The organism is Coprobacter secundus subsp. similis, assembly GCF_015097275.1.
Lineage (GTDB): Bacteria > Bacteroidota > Bacteroidia > Bacteroidales > Coprobacteraceae > Coprobacter > Coprobacter secundus.
Window position 1 is genome coordinate 3,521,526 of record NZ_AP023322.1, and the last position, 17,938, is coordinate 3,539,463.

Annotated in this window: 14 protein-coding genes; 3 read left to right on the top strand and 11 right to left on the bottom strand. The window is 34.4% G+C overall.

The features are described 5' to 3' along the window. Positions 1-7 precede the first annotated feature (7 nt). From Cop2CBH44_RS13950 to Cop2CBH44_RS14000, 11 genes are all read right to left on the bottom strand, one after another. Positions 8-901, bottom strand: a complete 894-nt coding sequence (locus Cop2CBH44_RS13950) for an ABC transporter ATP-binding protein (protein WP_021931825.1) — start codon at positions 899-901, stop codon at positions 8-10. 34 nt (positions 902-935) lie between these two features. Next, positions 936-2,456 (bottom strand): PKD-like family lipoprotein, encoded by a 1,521-nt coding sequence (locus tag Cop2CBH44_RS13955; protein WP_200755049.1) that lies wholly within the window; start codon positions 2,454-2,456, stop codon positions 936-938. Beyond that, positions 2,457-3,200, bottom strand: a complete 744-nt coding sequence (locus tag Cop2CBH44_RS13960; RefSeq protein ID WP_200755050.1) for a DUF4843 domain-containing protein — start codon at positions 3,198-3,200, stop codon at positions 2,457-2,459. A 7-nt stretch (positions 3,201-3,207) separates the two neighbouring features. Then, the gene (locus tag Cop2CBH44_RS13965) at positions 3,208-4,653 is read right to left on the bottom strand and encodes a RagB/SusD family nutrient uptake outer membrane protein (RefSeq protein WP_246469133.1); all 1,446 of its coding nucleotides are present in this window, start codon (positions 4,651-4,653) and stop codon (positions 3,208-3,210) included. Positions 4,654-4,662: 9 nt separating this feature from the next. After that, positions 4,663-8,055, bottom strand: a complete 3,393-nt coding sequence (locus Cop2CBH44_RS13970; protein WP_200755051.1) for a SusC/RagA family TonB-linked outer membrane protein — start codon at positions 8,053-8,055, stop codon at positions 4,663-4,665. Positions 8,056-8,082: 27 nt separating this feature from the next. Next, positions 8,083-9,537, bottom strand: coding sequence for a RagB/SusD family nutrient uptake outer membrane protein (locus tag Cop2CBH44_RS13975; RefSeq protein ID WP_200755052.1), 1,455 nt, complete (start codon positions 9,535-9,537; stop codon positions 8,083-8,085). Between the two features lie 10 nt (positions 9,538-9,547). Next, entirely contained in the window at positions 9,548-12,097 is a 2,550-nt protein-coding gene (locus Cop2CBH44_RS13980) for a TonB-dependent receptor plug domain-containing protein (RefSeq protein WP_200755053.1), read from the bottom strand. Positions 12,098-12,105: 8 nt separating this feature from the next. Next, positions 12,106-13,284 (bottom strand): FecR family protein, encoded by a 1,179-nt coding sequence (locus Cop2CBH44_RS13985; protein WP_200755054.1) that lies wholly within the window; start codon positions 13,282-13,284, stop codon positions 12,106-12,108. Between the two features lie 92 nt (positions 13,285-13,376). Further along, positions 13,377-13,943, bottom strand: a complete 567-nt coding sequence (locus Cop2CBH44_RS13990; protein ID WP_021931817.1) for an RNA polymerase sigma-70 factor — start codon at positions 13,941-13,943, stop codon at positions 13,377-13,379. Between the two features lie 267 nt (positions 13,944-14,210). After that, positions 14,211-14,579 carry a DMT family protein gene (locus Cop2CBH44_RS13995; RefSeq protein WP_021931816.1) on the bottom strand — a complete coding sequence of 123 codons (369 nt, stop codon included), beginning with the start codon at positions 14,577-14,579 and terminating at the stop codon, positions 14,211-14,213. Between the two features lie 5 nt (positions 14,580-14,584). Next, positions 14,585-15,334: a tRNA 2-thiocytidine biosynthesis TtcA family protein gene (locus tag Cop2CBH44_RS14000; RefSeq protein WP_200755055.1), complete on the bottom strand. Its 750-nt coding sequence runs from the start codon at positions 15,332-15,334 to the stop codon at positions 14,585-14,587. A 107-nt stretch (positions 15,335-15,441) separates the two neighbouring features. Here Cop2CBH44_RS14000 and Cop2CBH44_RS14005 point away from each other — a divergent pair, with 107 nt between their 5' ends. From Cop2CBH44_RS14005 to Cop2CBH44_RS14015, 3 genes are all read left to right on the top strand, one after another. After that, the gene (locus Cop2CBH44_RS14005) at positions 15,442-15,921 is read left to right on the top strand and encodes a YcxB family protein (protein WP_021931814.1); all 480 of its coding nucleotides are present in this window, start codon (positions 15,442-15,444) and stop codon (positions 15,919-15,921) included. Between the two features lie 138 nt (positions 15,922-16,059). Then, a complete protein-coding gene (locus Cop2CBH44_RS14010) occupies positions 16,060-17,442 on the top strand; it encodes a tetratricopeptide repeat protein (RefSeq protein ID WP_200755057.1) in 1,383 nt (460 codons plus the stop codon). Between the two features lie 15 nt (positions 17,443-17,457). Continuing rightward, entirely contained in the window at positions 17,458-17,928 is a 471-nt protein-coding gene (locus Cop2CBH44_RS14015) for an NfeD family protein (protein ID WP_021931812.1), read from the top strand. The last annotated feature ends 10 nt before the right edge of the window (positions 17,929-17,938 follow it).

Sequence of the window (17,938 nt, forward strand, 5' to 3'; positions counted from 1 at the left end):
ATTGTTATTAATATTTTCCGGTTAAACCAATAAATGCATCTTCAAGGGTCATATCTAATTGTGTAAAGTTGGAATATGGGAGTCCTTGTGTCTCAAGTAATTTTTTAACTTCAGTTTCATCCCCGTAAGTGTAAAATTCGTAGTGATTGTTGATGTGCTCTACATTTACCGCAAGAGAATCTGAGAAAATAATGTCATCTCGTTCTAAATCAAAAGTAAACCCTTTGAATTTATCGGTAAAGTCTTTTACCGGTCCTTGTACCAATACGCGGTTGTAATCCATGATAAGTACATCGTCTATCAAACGTCCCATATCTTGGATAATATGAGATGTTAGAAAGACAGTTTTTCCTTTAGCTTTACAGTATTCTCTCATGTAATCGATAAAAAGACGGCGATATCCGGGGTCAAGTCCTAAAGAAAAGTCATCGAGAATAAGTAAATCTGGGTCTTGTGCTAAAATAAGTCCTAGTGCAACTTGTGCTCTTTGTCCACAAGACATTGTCGATATTTTTTGTTTGGGGAGGATTTTTAAGCGGTTTATAAGATTCCAATATGCATCAGCTTTCCAGTTTTTGTAGAAACCGGAATAAAACTTTTCTATTTGATGCACATTCATGAAAGAATATTGTATATGACCTTCGATTAAATAACCTATACGTCTTTTGGTTTCAGGTGATAAGTTTTGTGTGTCTTCTCCGTAAATAAGGCATTGGCCGGAACGAGGTTCGAGAAAACCATTCAAGATGTTTATAGTCGTACTTTTACCTGCTCCGTTTTTCCCTAATAATCCCATGATGCGGCCTTCGGGAACTGCAATATTGAGATTTTCATAGACTAGTTTTTTCCCGTAATAATGTGTCAGGTTACGACACTCGATTACATAGTTTGTTTCTTCCATACAATAATGTGATTCTATATTTTTTGTTTTCTAATTACATATCTCGTTCGATAAAATAAACTCCTTTGCCTGGAATCAGATCTGGATATTCGTTTAGTTTTATGCCTGAAACAGTATCGTATACGTATATGGTTGTTGCCTGTTTCGTTTGATTATAGAGAAGTACAACCGTACAATAATCTTCATCTCTTAATCCTGAACCGGCAATTTGTACAAAGATGTCAACAATTTCATACTCCGCAGGAAAGCTAATTAAAGGTTGGGCCGTAGGAATGAATTCTTCCATTTCATAATAGTCGAATTTATAAATTTCATTTTTAGTTGCATAAAATCCGTAACTTTCTCCAAAAGAACCGAACCAGAATTTTATATTGTTTATCCAAGGAGAAGGTAATGGCATAATTTGTTTTAATTCTATGGGTTGTACTTTTGTACCAATATAATTTACATAAAAGTCATATATATTATATTCATTTCCGTTTTTCCCTATCAGATAAGCGTGATAGGGTTTATTGGAGCCTAATCCGGTAGCTTCCGTAAATTCTCCGCATAGAGAATCTAATTTGAACGCTTGACCATCAATGTTGATACGTTCAAGATTATCATTATACACATGAAAGCATCCGATTGTATTGTCGCTATGGCGAACGAAAGATACTTTTTTATATCTCATAAATTGTTTTGATGATATGGTTTGGACGACATTTGTACTTTTCACATAAGTATTTTCGTCAAACATAGGTAATTTCTTCTCTAATCCGTTAAATACGTGTAATGTCCCGTTATTGATTAGGTATTTTGAAGCCCCATACCCAAAGGTAATATTTTTGATGTCCAATGTAGGATCACTACCTCGATATACACGCCCGTATATGGGTGCTATTATTTCTCCGATATTGTTTGTTATGTCATTTTCGGGATCAGCGTCTTTCATACTAATGCAATATCCATAATCGGGGGCATGGTCTGTAAATATGGCCAGCTCGTTGGTAGAGTTTAAAGCACCTATATATTTCCCATGAATTTTTTGTGTTTCGTAAATACGGTCTATCATGTTTTCGAATGTCCGAGTAAAGTTGGTGGGGTCTCCCTGGAGAGAAATCCATTCGATAGTATTTTCTGGAGTTTCATATAAAGCGACGTAAGTCGGCGTATATCCGGTTAAAATTTTTATATTGAATGTTTGCCGAAATTCTAAATCGTTCTTGGTGTTACGAATTATAAAGACTCCGGGTATCTCTTTATTGACATTATAGCCCTTAGGAAGGACTATTTCCCAATGTAAATTTTTATCTGTAGATATAACTTCACTTTTTCCGACTAGCCATTTATATTCAAAGTCTTTTTCATCAGAACCTTCTGAAAAGGAAATAGTCGGGTTACATTCAAATATATCACCTAAATATAAAATATAAGCTTCGGTTTTTTTTATTCCATCGACAGCTAATACATGGTCAAACTCCAAAGTCCCGATTTTGTCTTTGTCATCTAGACAGGAAACGAAAAATAGGGTAGCTATAATAATACTGTATATATTAATATTTTTTTTCATCATTTATTCATCAAAGTAAATTCTGTTTCCGTTTTCATCGTATTCTTCATGGTCAATAAACCACTGTGTTGCCAAGCTTATCCAATAGTCCAACTGGATAGTAGCTCCATTATCACTCCAGTTGGGGTCGGTTATGCCACTAATCTCTAAAAATATGGCACACTTTTTGGGATGGTATGTAAGTTTATTGAGTTTACTTGAGTTTGTCCAAAAGGCTGGTGGGTCTTCAAGATTTTTGGTAAAACTGACTTCGACGTATTGATATTCGGGGATTCCGGATTCGAAATTTTCATTTGGAATCAATTCAATATATAGTTTATAATTGGAAGTTTCGTCCATGGCTTTTGTATGTATAGTTACCATCAGACTATCTTGATATAAGCCTTTTCGGAATATTTGTGTTTCATTTAAAGTATAATGTACATTTTTGATTGCGTTTTTCGATTTTTCAGGATTGACTCTTATTTGATAAGTGCGGTCATTGGTGTAATCTATAAGTCCGGACAATCGGACCGGAATAGTATCAATATAGTCATTAGCATCTGTCCCTAAAAAATGAGCATTGAAAGAATACTCTTTCGGATAATCCTCTTCCGGACCGAATATTTCTAATGCACTGCCATTTTTATCGGTCAGAGTTTTTGCAAAGTTCAATGATTTTTGAGTTGAATCGTATAATTCCAGTGTATCTTCTTTACAGGAGAAAATACCGATGCATAGTAGAATGTATAATATATATTTTTTCATATTTTTATTAGTTTGAGTTTCCATAGCCAAAGTCCTGTTCATATTTCGGTAGGGGAAGTTTGTAGTTTTCTGATTTCATAATGACGGAGTTTCCGTTATAACGACCATCATCGATAGAGGTCATATTGTTTCGTTTATAATAATAGAATAATTGACCTTCTCCTTTAAAATCACAGATGTATTCGTGGGTAATCTCTGTTTGTATTTTTTCTTCAGATGCGTTGTCCGAGAGCTCTGTTGTGATTCGTTCTTTTTTTATTTTATTGATAAGGGATATAGCATCTCCTCCGGTACTTTTATCTTTCAGTGTAGCTTCGGCTGCAATCAAATACATTTCGCTGAGTTTTAGCATCGGAACTACAGAAGGTCCATATTTGGATGCATCTTCTGTCAATTTGGATCGTTGATAACGTATTAAGTTTATTTTGTTATTTGCACTGGGATTGGTGTACAGCCAATTGCGTCGGACATCACTTTCCTCATAACAAGCATCGGACTTGACAAAATCTTGAGTCAGTCCTTCGTAAGTTTCTTTTGATGCAGTCAATACTGTTTCGGTATATAGTCCGAATATCATTTCAGGCATGAATATACGGTCGACTTTCAATTCCTTTCCATAAATATCGGTTTCAATGATTTCATCTTGTTTGATAAACCTGAATTTTTCACTTTGTATGATTTCATCGGCTAAAAGGTATGCTTCCTTATAGTTTTCACGAAACATTTCAATACGAGCCATTAGTGCAGTTACTGCATAATAATTCATGCGTTGTGTACGGTCGTACGATACATATTTGTCATTGAAACTTTTTCCTGTAAATATCGGATCGTTATCTTGTAGTAGTTTACGGGCTTTGGTTAAGTCGGCCATCAATTCTTGCAGTAATTCAGTTGTTGTTATTTTTTTTCCGATAGAAAACCCGAAATCGGTTTTATAAGGGACATTTGCCGAATTTGGATTTACTTTGTAAGAATCATTGTACATGCGAATAAGGTCGAAATACATGTAGGCTCTTAGCCCAAGGGCTTCGGCCAATAATATATTTGTTACTCCTGGTTCGAATGTAGGCATATCATCTTTTTGGAGTTGCTCAATGACAACATTGCAATTGACAATAGTATTGTACATAGTGGACCATATATTGCTTATCAATTCCTCTCCTTCGTCTGTCGAATACTGGAATTGTGCCCATTTAGTACGATCTGTTTCTGTATCTGATACGGTGTATTGTTGAGTAAGGGGTTCGAGTGCGTACAGACATAAATTATTTCCATATAAGTTTTCTCCTCCCATGCTGATATATATACCTGATAGTGTAGTGTAATATCCTTCCCGGGTAGAAAACATATCTTCTATGCTAACTTCGGATTTCGAGTTAACATCGAGCCATGAGCAAGATGACAAGGAAATGAACATGGATAATAAAGCTGTGTATATTATATTTTTCATCATAATCGCAGATTAGAAATTTACTTGAGCTGAGAAATTTACCGAACGAGCAAAAGGATAGGATAGTCCTCTTTCTTGACGTATAGTTGACCAATAAAACAACTCATTACAAGTTACAGATAAACGCAGCATTGATAATACTTTATTTCTCAAGAGTTCTTGTGGTAATGTATAACTTACCCTTAATGAGGTAAGACTCAAGCGACGTTCTTTCTGCACAAATCGGGAGGAAGCTTTTGTCTCACTGTTATCGTTTATTGCTTTGTATCGAGCTATATCTCCCGGTTGTTTCCATCTTTCGGTAAGAGCTCGTTTATCATTATTGACCATGTAGTCGACATTTTCGATCCTTTGATGTAATGTATAATTGTATTTATCAGCACCAAAGGAATAGTTGAAGTTAGTACCGAATTCCCATGCTTTATAGCGAAAGTTTGCACCGATATAACCTTGGAGAATTGGTTCGTTTACACCTACGGGAACTTGGTCTTCTGCATTCCAAATGAATGTTTTAGCACCGTTTTTATCCAAAAAAATTTCTTTTCCAGTACCAGGATCTATACCCAAACTTCGTACAGCATAAATTGTATTCATAGATTCACCTTCTTTAAAGAGGAATACTGTAGTGTATTCATTTTTCTCATCTTCTTCTATTTTCTGGTTTATCGTTTCATTATATTTTTTTAGAGTATCAGATATTTTTGTGATTTTGTTCTGATTATGTGTCCCGTTGAGAGTAAAGTTTAATAACATGTTTTTGGTACGTATAGGAGCATAGCTCAGACTGAAATCTATACCTTTATTTGTAAGGTCGCCCATATTAGTTTTATATGAACTGAAACCGATAGACGGTGCGATGGTAATATCGGTCAGATTACCTGTGGTAGTATTATAATAGTAGTTAAAGTCCAGGTTCAATTTATTATTGAATAAAGTAGTTTCGACTCCGATATTCCGATTGAATGTAGTTTGTCCTTTCAGGTCGGGATTTCCAAGAGTGCTGATAATAGCTCCGAAATATCCTCCATATACCGGAGTTTGATAATAATACAAACTCATAGCTTGATTTTTGCTGAAATTTTGGTTTCCTGTGGTTCCGATGTTAGCACGTAGTGCCAATTTTTTGAAATTGGCGTTTCCTTCAAGGAATGCTTCATTGTGTATATTCCAACGGATACCGGTAGACCAATAAGGTGCAGATTGTTGGTTTTTTCCATATAAGGAGGAACCATCCATACGTGCGGTCAAGTCTACTAAGTATCGGTTATCGTAAGAATAATTCAAATTGGTAAATGCACCTAAAGAGCGCGTCGTAGATTCTACTCCGGATGGTCGCCCATATTGTTCATACTGAGCTGCATAAGATAAATAATCTAAAGCGTCTCCCATGAATCCTGTCACGATATAACCGTCACTATTGCTTTGGGACTGACGTATTTCGCCTCCGAGGATGGCTTGGATATCATGTTTGCCGAATGAATGTGAATAAGATGCTACAATGTTACCGTTGTAGGCAAGAGTATTGGAATTACTTAAATCATATTTTCCTCGATTGTAAAGGACATCGGGATTATTGATGCTATTGTCATTGTTATTAATGTAAGTAAAACTTTGAGGAGAAAGGAATATGTCATCTCTATCGAAATCATATGAGACAGAAAAATTTCCTTTTATTCTAAAATCAGAAGTTACCGACCAATTGATACCTGTGTTATTGGTGAAACTCATAGTTTCACCTGCGGTGAAGCTGTTGAGATATTTTGCTTCATACATTGGTGATTGTTGTATGGGGGATACTCCGAGTTCCATTCCGGGAGGGGCTACATTATTTAGAGACAAAGTCCTATAATAATTACCGTTTTCATCTTTTTCTCTGAAGTAAGGTAGTGCAGAAGTGTAGGTTGAAAAAGAACCATATGGAGATTCGGTACTTTTTACCATACTAAATTGCATGTCATTGGTAATGAATATCTTAGAAGAATTATACATTAATTTTGTTCCAGCCTCATAAGTAGAGCGAGTTGATCCTTTCATTACTCCGTTAGTTTGTCCGTATCCCAAGTTTACAGAGTACCTCATATTTCCTTTTTCTTCTTTCATACGGGTTACACTTCCATCGATGAATATGGTATGTTTATGTTGAAATCCTACTTGTAGGGGTTTTGACAACCAGTATGTGTCTGTTCCGCTCATGATTTCTTTTTTTATTAAGTTATATGAGTTCAATTTGTTTCCGGGATCTTCTCCTGGTTCGGTAGCGTCGAATACTCCTGCAGCTTTTTGAAACTCAAGCATTTCAGCGGCATTCATCAGGTTATAGGAACTTAAATCTGGAATTTGTAAACCACTGTTAAGAGTATAGCTTACTTGCAATACTCCCGATTCAGGGCTTTTGGTTTCGATAACGATTACACCGTTTGCTGCACGAGAGCCATAAATGGCTGATGCTGATGCATCTTTCAATATAGTGACACTTTGGATGCGGTTCATGTCAAGGTCATATACTTTCTGTACGGAAATCTCGAATCCGTCGAGTATGAAGATGGGTAGACTGGTTACGGTTTGTAAATTACTTTGGGATATATCAGGAAAACTGTTTTGCCCACGTATCTCTATTTGGTCAGGAATGTGGTTTGGATCTGATCCGAACACGCCACGTACATCGACAACTTGAAAGGATGGATCGAAAACCTTGAGACCTTCGAACAAATTTGTGTTGTTTACTGCTCTCAGTTCATCGCCTTTGACCGATACTGCCGTTCCTGTAAAACTATTTTTAGCTTTTGGATAATAGCCGATAACAACGGCATTGTCAATTTCTACAACATCTGGCTCAAGTTCAATGTCAAGTACGATTTTTCCATTGGGGCGTAAAGTCCTTTTTTTATAACCAATGAATGAGACCGTCATCTTGTTATTGGGGGAGTCAAGCATTAGACTATAATTCCCCTCATCGTCAGATACAGTTGTATTTTTAGAAAAACCATTTTCATCTTGTATGATGACAGCTCCTGAAAGTGGATGTTTATTTTCATCCAAGATGGTTCCTGATACTTTGTATTTACCTGGTATTTCCTTTTCTGTAGGACGTGTATTTTTAGAGATAACGACAGTATTGTCTATGACCGAAAATTGTAAATTCAGCGGATGGCAAATGCGCTTTAGTACAATTCTTAAATCGATATTGTCGGCAGATATTGTAATTTTCTTTTTATTGTCGACAAGCTGATTGGTATAGAAGAACTGATAACCTGATGCCTCTTTCAGTATTTGTAATGCTTCTGCAAAAGTTTTATCTTTAATATGTACGGTAATATTTTTTTGTGCATGTATTTTCCCTCCGTAGAAGAATAATAGGGAGAGTATTACCGGAATAACTATTTTTAGTTTTCTTTTCATTTTCATGATTTACAATTTTACCGAATCGTTTACTTAAAAAGCGTTTGGCGGTACAGGTAAAGTATATTGTTTATTACTCATTTCTATCTTAGTTCCGTCATATGATGTTATTTCTGTATCATTCATCCTTTTATGAAAAAAGAACAATTGACCTTCACCCCAGAATTCTCGTTCGTATTCTTCCCGGATAACCTTACGTAAAGTATTTTGGTTGAGTTCTCCATTCTCTTTGATTTTTGTTAAATAAGAAGCTCCTTTACTTGTTTCCATATCTATAATCCATTGGGCTGCATCATCGATTTGATTTTGCTCATTTAGGGATTCGGCAGCAATAAGTGCGACTTCTCCTAATTTTATAAAAGGGATTCTTACTGGTAAGCTGGTCGATTCGCCTGAAGTTGTTTTATTGTAATCTATCAATAAAGATTCTTTTCCGAATTTGTTGGACATGATATATTCATTGTTGCCTGAAGAGTTGAACCAAGCTCTATATCTGATATCGCTTGCTTCTGGAAATATATCTTTTAGTCCTGTGCGGGTTTTGATTTTCTTTTCATTAAACATTTCTTCAGACAGTTGAGTTAGTCCTTCAGGGGGAGATGCTATCCCGAAAATATGTTCACGAGAAAAGCTGAAATCACTGCCGTATTTCCCGGGTGTAAAATAGTAAAATACTTGATTTCGACTTTCTACATTTCGAATATGGTTAAATGTTTCGTCTGCATAACTGAAGGCATCAGCATAATTTCCCGTATATAATGAAATTCGAGCCAATATTGCTGTTACAGCATAGTAGTTCATTTCAAAAGTTCTTAGTTTACTGTCTATTTCTCCCGGTTTTATACTGGAAGAACTTATTCCAGTCAGAATTGGGTCATAAGGTTTTAATAATTCTGCTGCAAACTTTAGATCTTGGATGATTTTACTTAATAATTCTGTTGTTGATAGTGAGGGACTTACTTGTGTACCGAAAGTTGTCATATATGGAAGTGCTCTATAACTGGGATCATTAGTTATATTCGGATGGAAAAGCCTGAGCAGCTCAAAATGTAAAGCCCCCCTGAGGGCATAAGCTTCTCCTGTAATGATTTGTTTCTGGCCACTATTGTAAAAAATAACATTTGTTTTTTCAATCTCTTCGATTAGTTTATTGCAAGAACCTATGGCCCTGAACATTTCTCTCCATATATCAGAAAGGATACCGGCCTGTTCTATTTGAGTGTAATCGTATTTACAAAAAGCTGTGGTTCTTTCATCATATGGAGTAAAATTTTGACCCATAAATTCTAACATCCCGATAGAAAGATTGTCACCGTATAAAGAAGGTTGTCTGAGTTGTGTATATACATCGGTCAAAGCGTTATAAAAAGAGTTCTCATCTTTAAAGAACTTTTTATCTGTGACACTTGTATTGTCCGATTGGATATCGAACCAGTCGGAACAGGAATAGAATACTAAAAGGAGTAATATGTATGGTATCTTTTTCATAATCAATTTGTTAAAAAGTTATACGTAACGAAAAAGCCATTGTTCGGGCATAAGGATATAGTATACCTTTTGCTGTTTTTGCAGAACTAGTGCGTACTAGATTATTTCCAGACAAAGCCAAAGTCAGAGCTCTCATATGCATTTTTGAACATATTTCTGGCGTAAAGGAATAGCCCAATTGTAATGAACTAAGTGAAAAACAATTATTTTTGGAGTAAAAGTTATCTCCTATTGGTAACAGATTGAACCAGTCATATGTATAACCTCCCAAAGAACAATTGACGATTGTATTTATCCACCATTGTTTGTATTGTAGTGTAAGCCCTAAATTCCCTCGGAATTTATCGTCAGTAGAGCCTACATAGCTCGGGGTCCCGTCGAGAATGTCTTGTCCATCTTTGTCAATGTGAGATTCAGAGTATTTGTATATTGTATTTAAAGGTCGATTTTCATGTAATTCTGAAAGTCGGTGATACTGTTTGGCATATTGTAAATAGTTATTACGTACCGTACTATTATATTTAGATGCAAAATAATCAGGAACTTTTTCTATCTTATTATGGTTATGCATCCCTGATATGAATGCACTTAATGACCAGCCTTTTAGGTTTTCGATGATTTTAGTATGAAGGTAAAATTCGATACCTTCATTTCGAATTTCACCACCGTTTGAAATTGAATTTTCATATCCGGTAGACAAAGGGAGGAGATCAAGTATAATTATATTTTTTGTAAGATTGTTGTAGTAGTTAAATGCCAAAGAGATTTTTTTATAGTCGAACAGCAAAGATAAGTTTCGATTGTTTATAGTATGCCATTTGATATTTCTGTTTGGCATGGACTGTATAGATGACCCGATAAGATAATAATTATAAATATATTCATTACCTATATCTGATTTATAGGTTACATTGTAATCATCATCTGAGAATCCTATTCCTCCTGTAGTTCCTATAGATGCATTTAAAATAAATCGACTTATACCAGAGTTTTTCATAAATGCTTCATTATGAATGTTCCAGTAGATAGATGTATTGTAAAACCATGCATTCCGTTCTTCTGTAGATAGAAGTGAGGAGCGATTATAATTTATGGAAGCTCGTAATCCATATCTGTTATCATATGTATAATGTCCTGATAATATGCTTTGTAAAGTTCTGTCATATTCTCGATGGGCTGTTGCCATATTTAAAGTATCGTAGCTTTTAGTGAATGATACGTAGGCCATTCGATCGGTGGGAATACCTATTCCGGCATAAGCTTCGTCGTAATATTTTCCACTGAATGTTCGTACTCCGGCCGATACTCCTATATTTGATTTTTTGATATGTTTCTGATATTGTAAGGCAAGAGAGGCTTCGAATGATAAGCTATTTTCTCTTAAAATGTCATATCTTCCTATATTACTGCCGCTTTCAACATTGTGGTATAGGCCGGAAGATGGGGATATAAAGATATCGTGTTGATTAGTTTCTCTGACAAAGGCGAAAGATCCATCTATGGTAAATCCTTTTTTCAAAGAAAGCCTTAGATTCAGATTATCGTATATTTCGTTTGATTTTGTCTTGTCAAAAGATCCTAATGTCGCTTCATATACCGGATTAATACATTGTGTTGTTTCATTTTCATTTAATACGGTATATGGAATGCCTGTTTCATCTGTAGCTTTCCATTCGGGATTCAGTTGACGATAATAATCATAAGTTCCATAATTAGAAGCATGTCCTTTTATTTGATTGAATACGATATCATTAGATATATGTAAAGCTTTGAAATTATATTCAATGTAGGAATTGAGCCCAAGTATATCATTTTTCGACTTTTTCATTACCCCATTTCCTGAAGGAGAAAATCGGGTAGAGAATTTATATTTTACATATTCGTCTCCACCTTCTATATTGATTTTATGCCTATGTTGGAATGCTGTTTGGATAGGCTGTTGTAACCAGTCGGTGTGAACTTCTTTTTGAGCATATTCATCGATTACTTTATGGGAATTCAAATCTGCATTTTGTATGATTGCGTCGAATAGATAATTGATTTTTATTTTTCCAGTTTGGGGCTTTTGAGTTATAAATTCGATAACTCCGTTTGCCCCATAAATTCCATATCGAGAAAGGCTGGCTGCGTCTTTATAAATAATGATTTTATCAATATCGTTGATATCGAGGTTCATTGCTTGACGTAAAGGTACTCTTGCCCCATCAATGATAAATAAAGGTAAGTATGGATTATCTATATTGGTCGACCAAATCTTTTTCCCTCTTATTGAGACAGAAGATGGTAGATACCCGGGCATATCTCCATAAATATCCTGACTTTCATCTTTTAAGGATGGTTCGAGTATTTGAATGGCATCCCACAAGTTCGTGAGGCTTGCCTTTTTTAGTTCGTCTGAGTTGATAACTCGGTCACCTGCTGATACTATAGCATAAGGAGATATGACAGAGTTTGTTGTTTCTATTTCGGAGGCGTAACTATTAACGCAAATAATAGAAATGATTAATATTTGTAACCATTGCTTATTTTTACCTTTTTGTAATATATATGATATATTCATTATATAAATTATTTTTTATCTAATGTTACTGTCCCATTTTTATAACTGATTTCCATAGGGATACCGACTTCTTCAAGTACCCGGAATAAATAGTCGAGATTTTTTTTACGGCTTAGTTCCCCTGAAAAATGATATGAGAGTAATGATGGATCTTTTATTGTATATTTAAAATTATACCACCGAGAGACAATTTTTAGTAAATCTTCTAATGGTGTGTCATTGAAACTAAATATTTTATTTTTCCATGAGGTGTTGAATTCAGTATTAACATATGATATTTGGCTCGAATTTTCTTTGATATTATAATAAGATTGCATTCCGGGCTTGAGAATATCCTGGCTGTCGATTGCTTTGTATTCTATTTTGACCGAACCTTCTACTAAAGTGGTAGTTGTATACGAGTTGTCTGGGTATGCCGATACATTAAATTCTGTCCCTAATACTTCGATTTCTGTGTCAGCGGTTTCAATAATAAACGGTTTTTTTTCATTTTTTGATATTTTAAAATATCCTTCTCCGATTAAGGTTACTCGTCGTGTATTTCCTTCAAATATGGAGGGATATTCAAGAGTAGATTCGGAGTTGAGCCATACGGTGCTACTGTCAGATAAAATAACTTTATATTCTCCCCCTCTAGGAACTACAAGTTTATTTAATATAGGAGAGCTTTTTTCTGTTTTTTGGTATGTGAGGTCTCCTTGTGCACTATTAGTTATTTTTACACCACGCAAATCGAGCAAGACAGAGTTTTGTCCCAAAGCAATGTATTCGTGATTGTCGATGAATAGAGTGGCTTTATTTGTTCCGGGTAAATGATGTTCTGATATTTCTTTAAATATTTGAATATCATCACGTTTATGATTTGATGTCCATTGGAATATTCCACATAACAATCCAGCTACTATGCATGCTACAGATGAGTAAATAACAAAATTACGGAATCGAGATGTTCTATATGGTTGTGTATTTAAAGAATGAGATACCAATCTTTTTTTGAGTTTTAAAAAGTCAATGTCATTAGATTTTTTATCAAAAGAAAGCTGTTTAAAATAATTTTGTTTTACTTTATTATAATATTTGTAATGTTGCTCAGATGCATCTAACCATTTTTTCAATTTCTTTTTTTCAGAGATAGATGTTTGGTTATCAATATCTTTAGCGATGATTTCCCAGTCTATTTTTCGCATACTTGTCTGTTATCTATACAAAGCTTTAAAATTAGCATTTTGTATATAATAAACATTAGATGTAAAAATGGGGGACAAAAAATATTTTTTTTTTAAGAAAAAAGATAGATAAAAAGAATTGAAGTGAACAAAAAGATAGCCATGTTTTCCCTTAAAACTCTCATGGTGCGTTTTAAATGAGTTTTAACAGTAGACTCTGCGATGTGCATTTCTGATGCAATATCTTTTACTTTTGTACCATTAACAATATGTTTTTCCAAAATGACACGACTCTTTTCGGGTAATGACCCCATAATTTTCTTTAGGCGTTTTATGAGTTCATCTTTTTGACCATATGGGTCATCATCTATATCCATACCTGCAAAAATACTTGCTTCTACCAGTTTTTCCTGGTTCTTGTCTTGTATATCTAAATCTCGTATGTAGTTTAGGCAGTTTGAGCGGACGATGTGCAATAGTAAAGCCTCTATATTGCCTTGACAATTTATCTTCTCAGGGTGATCCCAGATCCATACAAAAGCGTCATGTACCAAATCTTTGGCAATTTCTATATCATAAGTAAAACGATATGCAAAAGCCACTAATTCGGATATATTGTTGTTGTATAGCTCTTGAAAAGCTACCATGTCATGCTCTATGATCTTTCGTTCAAACTCCATTTGGTACAGTCCTGATTCATAGTATAATATAAAAGACTCCAATAAATGCAAGTAAAGGGAAGGTATATTTATATATTTACCGACCAATAGATACAGTTAAAAGAAATCGTGTTATTATCTTCGCACAAAAGTACAATATACAAAGGTACATAACAATACCTTTATTTAGGTATTATTATGTCTTTTTTTTCAAAAAAAACTAACAATAAGTAAATTTTGTGTGGCTTGAAGTTTTGTTTTGTTATATATTCATGTTTTATGGTAAGATTATTTCATAAATACAAAATAAACAGCTAACACCAGGCATACGAATGCTGCCAAGTGGTTCCAATGCAGAGATTCACCTTTGAACAAAAGGGTTGAGAACAGTGTAAATATGATTAGAGTAATAACCTCTTGTACAACTTTAAGTTGCATTAGACTGAACGGTCCGCCATTTCCTTGAAAACCGAGTCGATTAGCTGGAACTTGGCACATATATTCAGCTAAAGCGATACCCCATGATAATAGTATTACTCCGATAAGAGGCCAATTACTTATAATTTTCATTTCTTGTAACTTCAGGTGCCCATACCAGGCAAAAGTCATGAAGATATTTGATATGATTAGTAGTAGTATTGAATATAAGCCTTGCATAGTTTTTATTTATTTTTTATAGAAGGTAGATAATCGGGTTGTATATGTGTCATACTGTTCCACATGTTGCTGCGAACTTGAGAATTCATTTTTTCGAGAATTTCAATGACCGTTTTCATTTGAATACGACTTGAAGAGTTTTCATAAGGGCAATTTTTTTTCTGTTTTAAATAGCCTGACATTTTGGATAATATTTTAAGCTCCTTTTCTGTAATAAGACACATGGGGCGTATCAATGTCATTTCGAATTTACTCATTTTCAGAAATGGAGGCATAGTGCCAAATGCTCCTTGGTGGGTCATATTCATAAGTAAAGTTTGTAGGATATCGTCTTGATGGTGCCCTAATGCTATTTTGTTGCAGTTGTATTCTTTTGCGATATCGAATAGAGCTTTTCTTCTGTACCATGAGCAAAGAAAGCATGGAGATTTGCGAGTGTCAGTTTCAGGATTGAATGAGGTATGTCGATGGATGAATGGGATATTATACTGTTTGGCAAATTGTTGTAGATATTCTATATTACTCTGATAGGGAATGTTGCTCATACTGACATGTGCTGAAAGTAATGAAAATCGGGGTTGATATATTTTGACTTTACGGCCTAAGAGTTCTGTGAGGGCTAGAGAGTCTTTTCCCCCTGACAGCGCAATAAGAATTCGGTCCCCCTCTTCGACCAGATGATAATCGAAGATAGCCTTTTTCATTTTTTGGTCGAGCTTTTTTAAAAGTTTTTCTCGAGCATCGGGTATTGCCATATCAAAGTGTGTAAATTTTGTGCAAAAGTAGTGTATTTTGTAAAACTTGATTATAGGAAAGCAGAAAATATATTTAATTTTATACGGGTAAAAAATAAAGATTGAATATGATTATTACAACAGGTGTATTTAGGCTTCCTGCCGACAAATATTTTAAGATTTTGTTTATCCTTTTTTTGCGTCGAAAAATAGTATGGATATTTTTTATTGCCGTAATATTATCTGTTGCTTTATGGTGGAATTTTGATTTCTTTTATCTTCTATTAATCTTGATTTTCTTAGTTTCCCCCTTTCTTTTAATGATAAAGTATTTTGAATATATCGCTTATCCTCAAAATCGGTGGAACATATTGGATAAATATCTTATAATTGATGAAAAAGAGATTGTGTTTCATTTTACGGATAAAAGTCTTGATCGCGTTTTATGGAGCGATATATGTTTTTTTAAGATGAGAAAGGCTGCTTTCCTGTTATATACGGATAAGAGTCATTTTATATATATTCCTAAAGATGCCTTTGGGCTAAATGAAGAGTATCTATATTTTTATAGGCATATGTTGATGAAAATAAATTCTAAAGAGGTTTAGTGTATAAAAAAATTACTTTGTATATTTGGATGTTGTAAGTTAATAACAAAAAGAAAACGAGATAGTAAAAGAATAATGAAGGGGCGTATAAAATTCATATTGCTTTTTGGTGTGTTATATTTGTTGGGTTGTACAGTAATGGCACAGAGCTTAGAACGGGCTCGGGATTTGTATAAAGCCGGTAAATATGACCAGGCTAAACCTATTTTTGAGACATTGATTAAGAAATCTCCCAATAATTCGAGTTTAAATCAGTGGTATGGAGTTTGTCTATATGAAACAGGAGAGTATAATGCTTCTGAAAAATATTTAAAAGTGGCAGCCTCGCGTAAGATACAAGATTCTTACTTGTATCTTGGAGACCTTTATAACCGGCAATATAGATTTTCCGATGCACTTGAAAATTATGAAAAATATAAGGCGATGCTCCAAAAAAGTAAGCAAGATACCGAGGCGATAGATGCAAAAATTGCAAAAGCAAAAATGGGGGAGCAGATGGTTAGACGTGTTGAGGAAGTACAGATTATTGATAGTATGATTGTTGATAAACAAGATTTTTTTAAACATTATAAATTAAGTCCAGAATCGGGAAGTTTGCATGACTATAATACCTTTTTTAAATCCCAAACTAAAAATAATTCATCAGTTTATCAAAATCAAAAAGGAGATAAAATTGTGTATGGTGTTAAAACGGCAAAAAACGGATATGATTTGATGTCTCGAAGCCGATTAGTTGATGATAGCTGGGGAGAGGCTTTGTCTTTAACTGGAAATATAAATAATAAAGATGACCAGAATTTCCCATTTTTATTATCTGATGGAGTAACACTTTATTATGCATCTACGGGAGAAGAATCATTGGGAGGATATGATATTTTTGTTACCCGGATGAACCTGAATTCAGGAAATTTTTTGGCCCCGGAAAATATGGGCATGCCTTTTAATTCTCCTTTTAATGATTATATGATGGCTATTGATGAATTGAACAATATCGGATGGTTTGCTTCTGACCGATATCAGCCTGAAGATAAGGTGATTATATATGTGTTTATTCCTAATGTAGAAAAAGTCGTTTATCAGGGGAATGATGAAGAGTGGGCTCGTTCTTTGGGCAAAATATCTTCTATAAAACAGACATGGAAAAAAAATAATAATTATGCACAAATCTTGCAACATATATATAATCCTTCAGAAGTAGTTGAAAATGAGCCTAAGGCAGACTTTATATTTATTGTAAATAATCAGATAGTCTATACTTCATTGGCTGATTTTGAGAGCAAAGAGGCTAAAGATTTGTATATAAAAGCAAATGAATGTCGTAAACAAATAGAAGAGCTAGAGGCTCAATTGTCTGGTTTGAGAGAGCAATATGTAAATCAGAAAGGGAATAAAGAAACTTTATCGAGAGAAATAAAAAAATTAGAGTCTTCTTTAGTTTCTTTGTATGGACAGCCGGAAGATTTAGATAATCGTAGTCGTGCAGCAGAAATAAATGTATTGTTAAAGCAGCAAAAGAAATGATATAATCGTTCGGTTATGGATATATTGATTATCATATTATTGGTCTTGATTGGAGTAGTCTTGATTATTCTTGAGATATTTTTTCTTCCTGGGATTACAGTAGCAGGCTTTAGTTCGCTGATTTTTTTTGGAGGAGGTATTTATTATGCATTTGTAAATCTTGGGACTACAGCGGGATATGTTACAATTGCTGCGTCGGTTGTTGCATGTGTTGTCGGTATTATTTGGTTTATGCGTTCAAAGAGTTTGGATAGAATATCATTGAAAACAGATATAGATTCTGTTATCCCGACACAGGTGAATGATTCTATAAAAGTCGGTGATGAGGGGATTGCTTTGTCTCGTTTGAATCCTATGGGTACTGTCCTTATTGGTACGGTACAAGTGGAGGGAAAGACGCGGGAAGATTTTATTGATGAAGGTTCTTCCGTAATAGTAGAACGTGTTGAGAGAACATCGGTAATTGTTCGTAAAAAAGATGATTGAATATAAACTA